The organism is Photobacterium swingsii (assembly GCF_024346715.1).
GTDB classification, from domain to species: domain Bacteria; phylum Pseudomonadota; class Gammaproteobacteria; order Enterobacterales; family Vibrionaceae; genus Photobacterium; species Photobacterium swingsii.
This window is the reverse complement of record NZ_AP024852.1, coordinates 1512254-1526650: the sequence shown is the minus strand read 5'-3', so window position 1 is coordinate 1526650 and position 14397 is coordinate 1512254. Positions and strand designations below refer to the sequence as shown.

The window sequence follows — 14397 nt, the reverse complement described above, 5'->3', positions numbered from 1 at the left end:
CCGCCTACACATTCTGTTACAAGGTCTACCCATGTCATCTTTGCTTGGTATTGTTGCTATCTTAGTGATTGCCTACTTGCTTTCTGCCGATCGTCGCAATATTCCGTTAAGAACCGTTAGTTTAGCGTTTTTACTTCAAATCACTTTTGCTTTGCTTGTTCTGTACATCCCAGCAGGAAAAGTGGCACTCGGTGCTGTAACCAATACTGTATCAAGTGTGATCGATTACGGCCAAGAAGGTATCGCTTTCTTATTTGGAGGATTGGCAACAGGTAGCGTTGGCTTTGTATTTGCCGTTAACGTACTGGGCATCATCATTTTCTTCTCCGCACTGATTTCAGCTCTTTATCACATAGGACTAATGCCTAAAGTCATCAATATTGTGGGTGGTGCACTACAGAAATTATTAGGTACTGGTCGTGCTGAATCTCTTTCTGCGACAGCCAATATTTTCGTTGGTATGGTTGAAGCGCCGCTCGTTGTAAAACCATACCTCAAGAACATGAGTGACTCTCAATTTTTTGCCGTCATGACATGTGGTCTAGCCTCAGTGGCAGGCGGTACTTTAGTGGGCTATGCATCGCTTGGAGTGGAGTTGAGCTTTCTGATTGCTGCGGCATTCATGTCTGCGCCTGCGGGCCTGCTAATGGCAAAAATACTATTTCCGCCAAGTGACAAGCAAAACAACGAAGATGAAATCACATCAGTTGAATTACCTCGAGCAGCGAACGTAGTTGAAGCATTGGCTGATGGCGCAATTGCTGGTATGCGTATTGCCGCAACAATAGGCGCAACTCTGATCGCCTTCATTAGTGTGATCGCATTACTGAATGGTCTACTAGGTACGGTGGGTGACTGGTTTGGGATTACATTGAGTTTTGAATTGATCATGGGTTACCTATTTGCCCCTATTGCTTTTCTGGTTGGTATCCCATGGAACGAAGCCATTACAGCAGGTGCACTGATCGGTAACAAAGTGATCGTTAATGAATTTGTCGCCTTCATCCAACTAATGGAAGTGAAAGATCAATTAAGCCCACACTCACAGGCTATCATCACGTTTGCATTATGTGGATTTGCTAATATCTCCACCATGGCAATCCTGATTGGTGGTTTAGGTAGTTTAGTACCTGAACGCCGTAGCTTTATCTCAAGAAATGGTTTCCGCGCCATTACTGCCGGTGTACTTGCTAACCTAATGAGTGCCGCCATTGCTGGTGTCATTTTGTCGCTATAACGACACCGACTTTCTTATATAAAAAAGTTACACGTAAAAAAGGGGCTAACCGCCCCTTTTTATCTGAAATCTCGACAACCTGAATCACTATGACAAGTATTCTATCGGTAGGTCTATGTCTGAAATAATGATATCAACGCTTTTTAAGCTACAAATAAACGCGGACTTAACCACACCAAATTTACTATTATCAACAGCTAAGACAACATTCTGAGATTGTGAAATGGCTTTCTTCTTATAAGGCAATTCATTGAATGAATAACAAGTCAGGCCATGAGCAGGGTCAATCCCTGCAGCTGATAAAAAAGCAGAATCAAATCGAATATTATCAATCTCACTGCTATCCCCTAACGGATAGAAGTTATTATGCTTAGTATCATAACCACCACCACATAAAATCACATGACAGTTAGGCTTGGCTTTTAAAGCCATAAAGACATTCAAAGAAAAACACACGCCAGTAAACGATATATCATCGCTAATAGCTTGAATAATATGAACTACAGTTGTGCCGTTATCAAAAAAAACTGTTTGATTATCAAGAATGAGTTTTGCCGCTTCTTTACCTATCTTCGTTTTTTCTTTGACATGATTAGTACTTTGCTCATTTATAACGTACTCAAGATCAGCAGAACCGACTTGCTTCTTCACAACATAGCCGCCAATCAAACTGACAAAAGTATTTGGCTCATTAAAATCACGGCGAATCGTCATTTCAGATACATCGAGACTTTCCGCTGCATCTTTCAAATGCACTTTTTCCTGTCCCAGCAACAACTCAGCTAATTGCCTTATTCGTTTTTCTCTTTTCGTCTCTACCATCAAGTCACATACCAATTATTGTCATCTTTGCATTCTAGATGACTTTCCCATGTCCTAAAAGATGCAAACAATGCGCCTACGCACAGAAGCAGATAAAGTATTGATTATATTGAGTACTTAAGGTCAGTAACTTGATCTGCGCCTATGCAACTAGCGATTATAACGAGGATACCCTACATTATCTGATAAAACTTCATCTCTAATACCTACAGCCTTAAAACTTTTCACCAAACCTTCAATACTGTGGTAATAGGTGACTATTCGCCCCGTTTTTAAATACACTTTGAGTTCCCCCAAAAAATAGAATCGTTATTCTACATTGACGCCACTTTACCAATTATTGATTTAACGAAAACCTCTTTGCATTTGCCCTAAACCCTATAAGCCGTCACTATATGGATACGCTTCATGATTTGGATACGCTTGTGTTAGCAAATACTGCTACAAACATCATCAATGACACATTGAAAATTGCCACCTTCAATCTTTTCAATTATATAGAGCCACCACTGGCTTATTACGACTTCGAAAATATTTATAGCCAAGAAAGTTGGCAGAAAAAGCAAGCTTGGATTTGCGACTATCTCGCGCAATACCAACCTGATGTGATCGGTTTCCAGGAAGTATTTAGTGCAAGCGCACTTCAACAACTTTTAGCAGAGCAAGGTTATAACCACTTTAGTGTTGTTGATGAACCAAATATCATCGATGACTACATTTGCCGTGATCCTGTCGTTGCCATTGCCTCTCGCTACCCTATCAAAGCGGTCTCTGCAATTATGGCAGATCCTCATATCGCAACCAGTATTGGTATCAGTGCTGATTTTGCATTTAGCCGTAAGCCGCTTCGAGCTACTATCGATCTCCCTCATATAGGCGATACAGATTGTTATGTCGTCCATTTAAAATCTAAACGCCCCATGCTTGAAGCTGCGCCTGATAGTGGCAATGCTGCCGATACTGGGTTAACCAAAACACATGTACTCGCAACACTTAAAGCAGAAATAATGGGAAGTTGGGGATCATCGATTCAACGTGGCAGTGAAGCTGCTCTTTTGTATCACGCCATCTTAGAGCGCAGAGAAGAAAGCGGACACCCTGTAATATTGATGGGTGACTTTAATGACGATATTCAGCAAACACCCTTACAATGTTTAACGACGAATAGTATTCGTGATCGACAGGTATCCGATCAAAAACAGATTCTCGATACCTTTTGGCTGACAGATAGCTTCACACTTTACCAAAACACAGATAACGCTGATCATAAGGTAAGCCGCTCTCCTACCCATTATTATGGCGCAAAAGGCAACGTGCTGGATTACATCTTATTATCCTGTGAATTCAACGCTGAATATAATGCGAGTTTATTTGAGGTGAGTGCTTACCAAACTTATGATCGCCACTTAATAAATCCCATTTTTGATCGTGATGGCAACAGCACGGACCATGGCATTGTGAATGTGACTCTTAGCCTTCGTAGCTAACATCAACAATACAACAAAATTAGTTATCACAACTAAGCCGTGAATAGTAAAAGATCCACTATTGGCAGGAAAAACACTCTGCCAATCACAACGCTAGCCCTTATACGCACTCGAATAGGTCAATACTCTTACGTATACTGCCTCCCCTACTTGTTCACCTTCTTGTTCGACTTTTGTCCAAGACGAATACCATCTCTAATATTCAGGCCTATCATTGCAGTATTGGTTACACCGGCTATTAACTCAATCGCTTGCACGAACCAATAGCGTGTATCAAATAGTCCTTCAGCCGACCATATGGCCAAGAAATAAGCCGCTGGAATTAAAACTACAAGTCCATTAAACGCAGCCACTTTCAAGCGCTTTGCTTTGACAGCCAAGATGCCTTTGAGCTCTGCTGGATACAGTTTCTTACCCGTTATGCCCACAGCCATCATCGACAACACCAATAAAGCGACCCATTGTAAAATTGTCTGCTTTACTAGCGCGATGGTTTGATACGAGCCGAATAAATCGGCGATGACGCTACTCAAAAAGAAAGTTGTGATCATCAATAAAGCAACAACACCTGCTATACGGTGTGCGCTTTTCAATATTGTTCTTTTCATCAGGTACTCGCTAGATGGCTGTTCTTATCTTAGCTATAGGATAGAACACAATAGTTGCAATAGCAATCATTTCAGACGCAACGATTGTATTTAAAAGATCAATTGCTTCTGAGAACACGACATAAGCTGATATAGCAGGTAATAAAAAACCCGCTATCTCTTTCGAGATAGCGGGTTTGAAATCTAAGCGGTTAGCAATTAGCGTAACACACCTTTATTCTGCGGATTACGTGAGCGACGCGGCTTATCTGAACGTGGCTTCTCATCTGTGCTGCTACGACGTGGCTTGCCAGCAGGCTTACCAGTCGCTCTCGCTGCTCCTGCTGGTTTAGGCTTTCTCGCTGCGCCATTGCTCGCAGGTTTACCTGAAGGCTTTCCAGCTGGTTTTTCTGAAGCATTAGCGGATGGTTTGTTACCACCGACATGGCGACGATTTTTACCCTGCGGCTTATGGCCCTTCGCATTCTCACCAGAGCGCTGACCATCTTGATGATCTTTCTTTGGCTTTTTCGGTTTTTTAGGCTTAATTGGGCGCGTGTCTAAGCGTGATGGTGGCAAGCTGTTAACTGGCTTAAAACCGTCAATAATTTCACGATCAATCACTTTTTGGATTAGACGCTCGATCGCGGCTAATTCCTTAAATTCATCAGCACTTACCAATGAAATTGCATGGCCTTCTGCTCCCGCACGGCCTGTACGACCAATACGGTGAACATAATCTTCAGAGACATGTGGTAAGTCAATGTTCACTACTTGCGGCAATTGGTCAATATCGATACCACGTGCTGCAATATCTGTCGCAACAAGAATGTTTATCTCACCACTTTTAAAATTAGCGAGTGCTTTAGTTCGCGCACCTTGGCTTTTATTACCATGAATTGCAGCTGCTTTGATTCCTTTATTTTCAAGGAAAGCTGTTAAGCGGTTTGCGCCGTGTTTAGTCTTGGTAAACACCAATGCTTGCTGCCATTTGTTGTCTTTAATCAGCTTCGCTAACAAAGCGGATTTCTTGCTCTTATCAACAGGGAAAACAGATTGCTTAACTGTTTTTGCCGTTGTATTACGCGGCGAAACAGAAATCTCAACTGGGTTGTTCACCAAGCCTTTTGCTAAAGCACGAATTTCGTCAGAAAATGTCGCAGAAAACAATAAGTTCTGGCGATTTTTAGGCAAAATTGCAAGGATCTTGCGGATGTCACGAATAAAGCCCATGTCTAACATGCGGTCAGCTTCATCTAACACCAACACTTCCAGTTGATCGAAACGTACCGCTTTTTGGCTGTACAGATCCATCAAACGGCCAGGCGTGGCGACAAGCACGTCAGCACCTTGTCGCAAGCGCATCATTTGCGGATTGATCTTCACACCACCAAATACAACAGCTGAACTCAGTGGTAAGTGCTTCGCATAAGTTGCGACACTTTCGGCTACTTGAGCTGCAAGCTCGCGGGTTGGCGTTAGCACTAACGCACGCACTTGGTTAGATTTCACACGAGGACCGCCAGATAAGCGCTCCAAAATTGGCAGTGTAAAACCTGCTGTCTTACCAGTCCCTGTTTGTGCCGCCGCCATGACATCCTTGCCTTCAATAACTGCAGGGATAGCTTGTGCTTGAATCGGTGATGGCTTGTCGTAACCTTGATTTGCTACGGCTTTTAAGAGAGGGGCTGATAAGCCCAAAGAGTCAAAACTCATAAGATCATCTTTTTTGTAATGTTTCATAGTGAAGACCGCCTCAACGACGGGGGGCGTGTAGCATACAGGATAATAAAGTTCTGTGCTGAATTTATTCATCTTCAAACTGAGCGCCTGACAATAACAGGTCACTCAGGAACAAAAGACGATCTCTGTAATGAAGGGGCTGGCACTTAGCCTGCTCGTAAGGCGAGTAATTTAGTGATATCTGACGTGTCAGGATAACGACAAAACTCATAGGCTTGCTGATCAATACCATAAATCGACATGCGGTCAGCCAACTCATTGCCTTCAATGCCAATATGCGCTTTTACATGCGACACAGTCACCTTATCTTTAATACTGTCGTACAGGGCATGGGCTTGCTGAATAACCTCAAGGTTTTTAATGTCACCTGGTGTTTGGCGTTTCCAGCCTTTTTTCTTCCAGCTATAAGCCCAGACCGTAACGCAATTAATTGAGTATTGAGAATCACATAAAACCTGTACCGTTTTACCTGCATCTAAATCCGTTTTAGCAATCAATAAAGACTGATGCAGCGCATTTAGCTCAGCAGAGTTGTTTGTTCCATGCGGATTAAACAAGCCGTACCAAAGTTCTTCTAATACATTCTGACGATAAACGGCGACACCCGAACTCGCTTTGCCCGGGTTAGGATCACAACCACCATCACAAAATATATGAACATCACTCTTAATCATTGGATTAGCAGAACTGAAGCCTGCTTTCTTAGCCGTTGCTGGTTTTGTACCTGCAACTTTGCCACTTGCAGCACTGGCAAATGTTTTTGCGTGACCAGCAGAAAAGGCCGCTTTCGCTTCAGCTTCTGTAGGAAAGGATTTGTACTTAGCTTGTGGGTACTTCTCCACCTGCTTTTTCGTATAAGGCCAATTTGTGAAAATACCCGTTTCTCGACCAACCCAAACTACATAATACTTTTTTGCCATGCTCGACCCTTTATCTAATAAATAAAGGCAACACTGCTCACCGCTCTAGCACCTTTCATACACTCACAGCGGGTAACCATTATTGCCTATACAAAAGATAGTCTCTTACTTTACGGTGAGATACAAATAGATACCGACTAACAAGAAACAAGCCTGCCGTAAAATTAACATCTACGATGAAAATAAAATCAATAAATGCAATTTAAAGCGTTATTCCACAAAACCTTCGGGCGTTACTTTAATCAATTTCTCGATATGTTTATTCGGACTTTCAGCCATACTTTGGCTTGGCCCATATGCTAAGTACGTTAACTGTATACTTGATGTCACATCAAAAGGTTCATCAGTTTGCATAGTGTTAATAACAACGCGATCACCAACGAAAAAGGTGTCAAGCTGCTTAATATCACCGTATTTGGTATTCATATGGTACAACCCAAGATACCAGAACACCCCACTCCCTTGGCTAGAGACAGAAAAAGGCACGGCGAACATCATCTCATCTTCAACAAAAGTAAAATTCAATACGGCCATACGCGTATAGTCGACACTCACTACCCCGCGCTCATCACCTTGCTGATAGTAACCAACAGCAAGGTGCTGACCATTAAAGTCTTTCATCTCAGTTAATGGCACTTTCTTTGAAGAATCAGGTAGCTCAATTTGCCAATACTTATCAGTATAAAAACTAAATAAAGTCCGCATTACCGATGTATTATCTTCTATCGCTAGAGGCACAGTTTGTCCGTCAGCCTGAACCACATAAATGTCATCATTCGTAAAATTAAAGCGATAAACCCCTGCAGCTACTACCAAACCACTCACAATTGCAGCTAGTAATAGGATTTTAGGCAGCATTCTTTTTAGCATGACAGTCTCTTTTCGTCGTTCTTGAAAGGTTTAGAATATAAAATACAGCGTTCAAAACAAGGTGGATTTTAAGATAATCACTCCAAAAAGCAAGTATCACGATAATAATCGTGACACATTAACAGCATGAACAACGCAGTAAAAATCGAAACAATCAAATAACTTCAACTGCTTAGCTACCATAGGTAACACTGAAGTCTAAATATCAAGGTTTCAGCGTTTAACTTCAGCCTTATCATTAATAACTAACTTTTCATTAAGAAATGCCGCCATTTTTTTCCGTGCCAATTTTGCTTCTGGAATATCAAATGCAAAGGCTTGAAAGACGTGCCACATTCCTTCGTAAACATCGAGTTTCGCCTCACCACCATTACTGTCTATCGCTTGATATAAGCGCACGGCATTACTCAAAAAAAGCTCTTTTGTGCCCGCCTGAATCAAAGTCGGTGGATAAGGTTTTGTGTAGTCACCGTATACTGGCGAGACATATGGGTGCTTCTGATCTTTAACATCAGCATATGCGTCTGCTGAAGGTTTAAGTAAGAGATCATAGCGGTACAGTGGTTCTGCATCTTTTAAGGTCTGGTAAGTATCACCTGTTTCTGTGATATCAGACCATGGTGACCAGAGTACCACTGCCGCAGGTAATGGCAGGCCTTTATCTCGCATCTTAAGTACCGTACCAGCAGCCAATCCACCACCTGCTGAATCACCATAAATAGCAATGTCTGACATTTTATAACCTTGCTTGGTTAATCCTTCTAATACCGCAATAACTTGGTCTGTAATCACATCAAATTTTGCATGGGGCGCTAACGTATAATCCACAGAGATAACACGTAGTCGCGTATCATTCGCTACTGGGACACTACTTGAAAGTGTTGATTCAGCACTGTATGCAGTGTATGCACCACCGTGGGTATATACCAAAACTTTGCCATTATCTTTCCAGTTTTGTGGTTTTATATCTAATACAGGAATACCTGCCATAGCGGCTTTGACAATAATGGGCTTATACAATGCCATTATGGCTTTATTTGTCTCAACCATACTATCATCAGCTTTGTGCTGATAATGCTTCCACCCTTCAATATCCGACAATGCAGGCGTTAGAACCTTATTTTTAGCGTCTAGAGAAAAGTTTTCATTCAAAAACATCTGCCCTTTATGTGAAATTGTGCTTGGGACATAAAAGTCTTTTGCTATAGCACCAGAGCAGGCAACGGCTAAACATAATGCGATTAAAGATCGTTTCATCATTCTCACTCTCATGATTAAGGGCAGTAGTGACTACTGTAATACACACAACTCATGGTTGTTGAGAGTTCCCTCAACAAATAAGCGCGATATCAAATCAAAATCAAAAAAAACGAGCAACGTCATAATAACGTTACTCGTTCTAAACTATAACCCTACATATAAAGCCTACATTCAGCTTTACTTATAAAAAAACCACACAAGAGTTAATGTCAAACCAGCGTGTTTTATTACTCCACTAACGTAATCGAATCTAAAATACCTTTGCCACTGTGGATCCCACCTTCGTTCTCTTTCGCAGGTTTACTACGCACTAAATATCCAGCGTACCCTTCAAAATCAGTCACAGGTTTATCGTTATAAAATGCGGTAAATAAACCAATTTCACTCACTAAATCATGCACAAGCGTCACCTCACCATCACGCACAGCCAAAGTCGGTTTATTACGCTCATGCGGGTAAAGTCGTTGCATCAATGCCCATGCGTCAAATTCATGTTCCTGAAGTTGATCTAAGCGCTCAGTGATCTGTTCACCAAACACACAGTGTCCCCCACCTTCACCTTGGTTTTTAAGCACCCACTCTTCTTTCATCGCTTCTGTCTTAAACCAATGAATAGTATCAGTGTTAATCGGTAACATAGCGGCCAACACACGCTTAATCTGATTCGCTTCTTCAAGGCTGATTTCCCAGCGTGAAAACGCCTCGGCAGGCATCATGGTAATAAGCATCTGCATGGTTTTACTGGTAGCCAGTTGCTGGCTGATTGTCGCGTTAACAGCCACGTTATGCTTTTCAATAAATACCCGTGTTTGACTCAGGGTGTGGCAGCACTTTTTCTCTGCGAGCTCAGGCGAAAAGTAATCCATATACTGATAACCTGCGCGTAGGTACACCACATCAATACCACCAATATCTTGCAACATTAAGCGGTTGTTATCACCCGTAGACAGCTGGCAAGATAGCTGACCAAAGGTACGTCTCACGGTGCGAATCCCCATTTCTTGTAACGCGACTTCTAGCAAGTGCTGATCGTAAACATTATCTTCCTTGTCTTGCACTACCATTAAGAACGTCGGTTGTTCACTGTCAGTAAACTCGGCGTGAATACTGCGTGCAGCTGTCGCAATACCTTGAGCAAGTTGCGTTAAACAAACATTGTCTTCCGCAATGCCATCTTTATCTTCAGCCCAGACGTTATACTCTTTAGGCCATTGATTTTTCACATAGCGATGAAGTTGTTGCGCGCGCTGTCCAAATGGCCCCATACCTGCAGCAATGCCATTAAATTCAATGACTTTTGCACCTTGTACACGATCATCCATAAAATCTGTACGCATCAATAACAACGGCTGTCTAGCCGCTTTCAAAGGCGCATCTTGTGTACCATGGATCTGCGCATGTAGCTCCATTAAGCGGCCAAAGAAAGGTTCTGCTTTTGCCATTTCAACCAGTGACGATTGAAGGTAATCATAGTCTTCCGAAATACGACTGATCAGCTTTGCAATCAGTGGCGTTACCGCTTGTAAATTTTCAAAAACATGACGCTTCATTGCCATAGGGGCAAGGCTGAATGGACAGTGCCTTGCTGTGCCATCACTGTTTTTGATCGCCACACCGTGCATGATTTCCCACTCACAAATATCATTGATGACTTGCTGAGTAGGCTGTACGTTCGTTTCCAGAGGCGAAACATTTGATACATTCGCTTTATTCATTATTTTAAATCCTTCAATACAGTGTTCTTAGGCAGTAACGCTTGCTGACGCCAAACCAAGGTCGATATTTTCATCTTGATTATCTTCTTCTGCCTTTTGAGCAAGGTATAAATCACGGTAATGCCCAGCAGTTATCATGAGCTCGTCATGAGTACCGCTTTGGACAATCTCACCTTGGTGCATGACGAGAATCTTATCTGCGTTCATAACAGTTGATAATCGATGCGCAACCGCAATCACAGTTTTCGCCTGCTGCATATTGGCTAATGCGGCTTTCACCGTGTCTTCTGTTTCACTGTCAATATTGGCCGTTGCTTCATCCAATAAGAAAATCGCGGGGTTATGTGCTAATACCCGAGCCATTGCAATCAATTGTCGCTGGCCAAGCGATAACGATGAACCGCTGTAGCCAGGTTGGTGATCATATCCTTCTTCAAGGCGTTCAATAAACTGCGCAGCTCCCGTCTGCTCTGCTGCATGGATAGCAGCTTCACGTTGATTTTGTTGATGCGACAAGTCGATATTTTCAAGCACACTACCACTGAAAATATAAGGTTCTTGCGACACCAAACCCACCAACTTTCGAAGTTGTGCATCAGGTAAACTCGCAATGTTCTTACCACCAATAGTAATCGCGCCTTGTTGGTGCTGGTAAAAACGCATCAGTAAGTTAATTACTGAGCTTTTACCGCTACCGCTATGCCCTACAATCGCAGTGAACTTTCCGCTTTCGGCTGTAAAACTCACATTAGATAGCGCGTTATGTTTACCATCGTAGCTAAATGAAACACGGTCGAAGGTAATTGCTTCAGGGTGAGAGACTTGCACCTTCGCGTCATGCTCTGGAACATTAGATACTTTGTCCTCAACCATCTTGTTATCAACGGCTTTCGCTTCATGGCTAAGTGGCTCATCCAATAGCTCAAACACACGTTTTGCCGATACTGTTGCTACTTGTAGCTTTCTTAACTCCATCGATAACTGACGGAAGGGTTCAAAGAAACGCTCAATATAATTTAAGAATGCGTACAAGGTACCTACAGCAACCGCACTGCCCCAAGAAGACACACCAAACCACGCAATAATACCGATTGCGGTTAAAGTGCCGATTAAGCGTGTAAAGGGCGCTAACATTAAGCTATCAATAGCGATTGAACGCTTACGGTACGCCAACCAAGCCGCATTATCTTTTTCAAACTTTTTACCAAAGGCGCGTTCTTGACCAAAAGCTTGAATGAGTGCCATACCCTGTAAGGATTCATTGATGGTGTTATTGATATTACTTACTTGCTGGCGCACGCCATCAAAAATTGGCATTGAAAGCGTGCGATACCAATGCATGGTCAACAGCAAGATTGGGATCAAAAATAAACTCAGTAGCATCAATCGCCAGTCCAATAAGGCAATAGCAATAAAAATGGCCACAATGCGAACTGAACCTTGCAAAATTGTCGGCATGGTTGTCACAAACATATCACGTAACGACTCGGTATCATTGGTGACATAAGACACCATTTTCCCAGCAGGTACACGGTCAAATAAGCTAATTGGTAACTTCAATAAATGTGTGTATAGCTGTCGTCTTACATCATTAACTACCAAGAGCGCACTATGACGAAACATCAACGACTGCGCATATTGGAATACTGCCGACACCAGGTACAACAGCATCACAGCGCCACACAATAAACCTAAATGCGACCAATCAAATTGCTGCGGCACTATCACATCGTCAAGAATAATTTTCACTAACCATGGAATGGCCATTTCCGTACTGATCGCAACAATCAACAAAGATAATGCGCTAATAAAGCGCATTTTGTGAGGCAATGAAAATGCCAGCAACCTCAAGAAAGGCGAACTTGATACTGCGGCATTCGATGCCTTATGATGACTTCCCTCGTTACGCATACTGCTCACCCATTTCTTCACTTACTTTGTTTACTGCCTTGTTGATCACCTTCTCATTCACAGCAGAAACAAGTGTGCTCACTTGTGGCTGTACTTGCTGTTGTCGACCATTGGCTTGATTTTGTTTGGTAAACACACGTGCATACCAACTTTCATTAGTCATAAGTTCGTTGTGTGTTCCTTGCTCGTGAATGCTGCCATTTTCCATTACTACAATATGATCAGCCGTCATCAGGTTTGCGAGACGTTGGCTGATCATCACGATCGTTTTATGACTAAAATAATGCTTAATGTTTTTCCGAATTTTCGCTTCTGTCTTCATGTCTAGCGCACTAAAAGGATCATCGAGCAACAAGATGTCGTTATCGCTTAATAGTGCACGTGCTAGCGTCAAACGCTGCTTTTGACCGCCTGATAAATTGCCGCCATTCTCGTTCAAGACAGTCTTAAAACCGTCAGGCAAAGCGTGGATTTCATCCAGTATGCCAGCCATATCTGCTGCATGAACGATCTCGGCTTCAGAGGCGTTTGGACGTGCTAACGCAATATTTTCAGCAACCGTACCCGAGAATAAAAACGGCTTTTGTGGCACCCATGCAATCTTGCTGCGTAGTGCATGAAAAGTTAGCTTATTAATCGGCATGTTTGCTAATGTGATACGCGACGATTCAGGCAAACTGTATTGCTGTAACAGCAAGCTAATTAAGGTACTTTTACCACCACCCGTTGGGCCGGTAATACCCACAAAGCCACCAGCAGGAACAGAAAACGCCACCTGTTTTAACGCATGCTGCGTAGCGGCTGGGTACGTAAAGTGCTCAATATCGACTGTCATATCGAGTGTCGCATCAGCAGGTAATTCTGCTTCACCTTCTTTGACCATAGGTTGTTGAGCAAACAGCTTCTCTAATCGACGCCAAGAGGTTGTACCCCGTTGGAATATATTGAATTGCCAACCAAATTGCAGGAACGGCCCCAATAGCTGTGCAAGGTATAACGTAAAGCTGGTAAATAATCCGACAGTAATATCACCTGTGCTGATTAACCACGCGCCGTAACCCAATGAAATCACGAACGATGACCCATAGATCAATTGAATGGTTGGACCAAATAATGAATCGATTTTGGCAACTGAGATATTGGTTTCTAACGTATGATCTAGCGTGTCGTCGAAACGGCTTTGCTGACGTTGATTTAGGCCATGCGAGCGTACAGCACGAATTGCCGACACAGATTCACGGACTTCTTCATTTAACGATGAAAACGCACCTTGAGCGCGACCAAATCGACGCTGTAAATTCGTTCCATATTTATGGGTCACGTACACAAGTAGCGGAAAAGGTAGCAATGCTGCGAGTGTTAATTCACCACTCACCACAAACGCCATCCCAAAGATCACGGTTAAGCCTGCGATCAATGAATCCACCATAGTCATAACACCACCACCAGCTGCTTGCTCAACAGCGTTCAAATCATTAGTCGCGTGTGCCATTAAATCACCGCCACTATGACGCGCATAAAACTCTGGTGTTAAACGTGTAAAGTGCCAGAACAATTGCTGTCTGATCACCTGAGTAATGCCCACAGATGCCCCGTATAGCTGGCTATGCCACACATAACGCAAGCCATACATACCAAAGCCAGCGGCAAGAATGGCACCTAAATGTGTCGCAAGAAGAGTCCCCGTTAGCCTGTCTTCGCTAATCGCATCCACAATGCGACCAATCAGCCAAGGCGGAACGAGGTTAAGCAAAGCAACAACCTGTAAGCCAATAAACGCAACCACATAATGACGAGCAAACATTCTTATGTAGCTGCGCAATTTCCACAATATTTCCATGAATC

General features: G+C 42.8%; 11 protein-coding genes. 2 read left to right on the top strand and 9 right to left on the bottom strand.

From position 1 onward, the window contains the following. Positions 1-31: 31 nt before the first annotated feature. Entirely contained in the window at positions 32-1237 is a 1206-nt protein-coding gene (locus OCU77_RS07215; RefSeq protein WP_048897200.1) for a NupC/NupG family nucleoside CNT transporter, read from the top strand. Between the two features lie 87 nt (positions 1238-1324). Here the strand turns inward: OCU77_RS07215 and deoR are convergent, their stop codons facing one another. Then, a complete protein-coding gene (gene deoR / locus OCU77_RS07210; protein WP_048897199.1) occupies positions 1325-2059 on the bottom strand; it encodes a DNA-binding transcriptional repressor DeoR in 735 nt (244 codons plus the stop codon). 395 nt (positions 2060-2454) lie between these two features. Between deoR and OCU77_RS07205 the strand changes: the two genes are divergently transcribed. Further along, on the top strand, positions 2455-3546 hold the full coding sequence (locus tag OCU77_RS07205) for an endonuclease/exonuclease/phosphatase family protein (protein ID WP_084711673.1): 1092 nt from the start codon (positions 2455-2457) through the stop codon (positions 3544-3546). A gap of 146 nt (positions 3547-3692) precedes the next feature. Here the strand turns inward: OCU77_RS07205 and OCU77_RS07200 are convergent, their stop codons facing one another. The 8 genes from OCU77_RS07200 to OCU77_RS07165 form a co-directional block, all read right to left on the bottom strand. Continuing rightward, the gene (locus tag OCU77_RS07200) at positions 3693-4154 is read right to left on the bottom strand and encodes a hypothetical protein (RefSeq protein ID WP_048897198.1); all 462 of its coding nucleotides are present in this window, start codon (positions 4152-4154) and stop codon (positions 3693-3695) included. 198 nt (positions 4155-4352) lie between these two features. After that, a complete protein-coding gene (locus tag OCU77_RS07195; protein WP_048897305.1) occupies positions 4353-5849 on the bottom strand; it encodes a DEAD/DEAH box helicase in 1497 nt (498 codons plus the stop codon). A gap of 173 nt (positions 5850-6022) precedes the next feature. Beyond that, positions 6023-6796 carry a ribonuclease H family protein gene (locus OCU77_RS07190; protein ID WP_107302419.1) on the bottom strand — a complete coding sequence of 258 codons (774 nt, stop codon included), beginning with the start codon at positions 6794-6796 and terminating at the stop codon, positions 6023-6025. A 210-nt stretch (positions 6797-7006) separates the two neighbouring features. Next, a complete protein-coding gene (locus OCU77_RS07185) occupies positions 7007-7666 on the bottom strand; it encodes a hypothetical protein (RefSeq protein ID WP_239685804.1) in 660 nt (219 codons plus the stop codon). 213 nt (positions 7667-7879) lie between these two features. Continuing rightward, the gene (locus OCU77_RS07180; RefSeq protein WP_162845608.1) at positions 7880-8926 is read right to left on the bottom strand and encodes an alpha/beta hydrolase; all 1047 of its coding nucleotides are present in this window, start codon (positions 8924-8926) and stop codon (positions 7880-7882) included. A 227-nt stretch (positions 8927-9153) separates the two neighbouring features. After that, positions 9154-10641 carry a glutathione synthase gene (locus OCU77_RS07175; protein ID WP_048897196.1) on the bottom strand — a complete coding sequence of 496 codons (1488 nt, stop codon included), beginning with the start codon at positions 10639-10641 and terminating at the stop codon, positions 9154-9156. 27 nt (positions 10642-10668) lie between these two features. Next, positions 10669-12552: an ABC transporter ATP-binding protein gene (locus OCU77_RS07170; protein ID WP_107302417.1), complete on the bottom strand. Its 1884-nt coding sequence runs from the start codon at positions 12550-12552 to the stop codon at positions 10669-10671. Further along, positions 12545-14392, bottom strand: a complete 1848-nt coding sequence (locus OCU77_RS07165; protein WP_107302416.1) for an ABC transporter ATP-binding protein — start codon at positions 14390-14392, stop codon at positions 12545-12547. The genes OCU77_RS07170 and OCU77_RS07165 overlap by 8 nt, the downstream gene beginning before the upstream one ends. Positions 14393-14397: the final 5 nt, after the last annotated feature.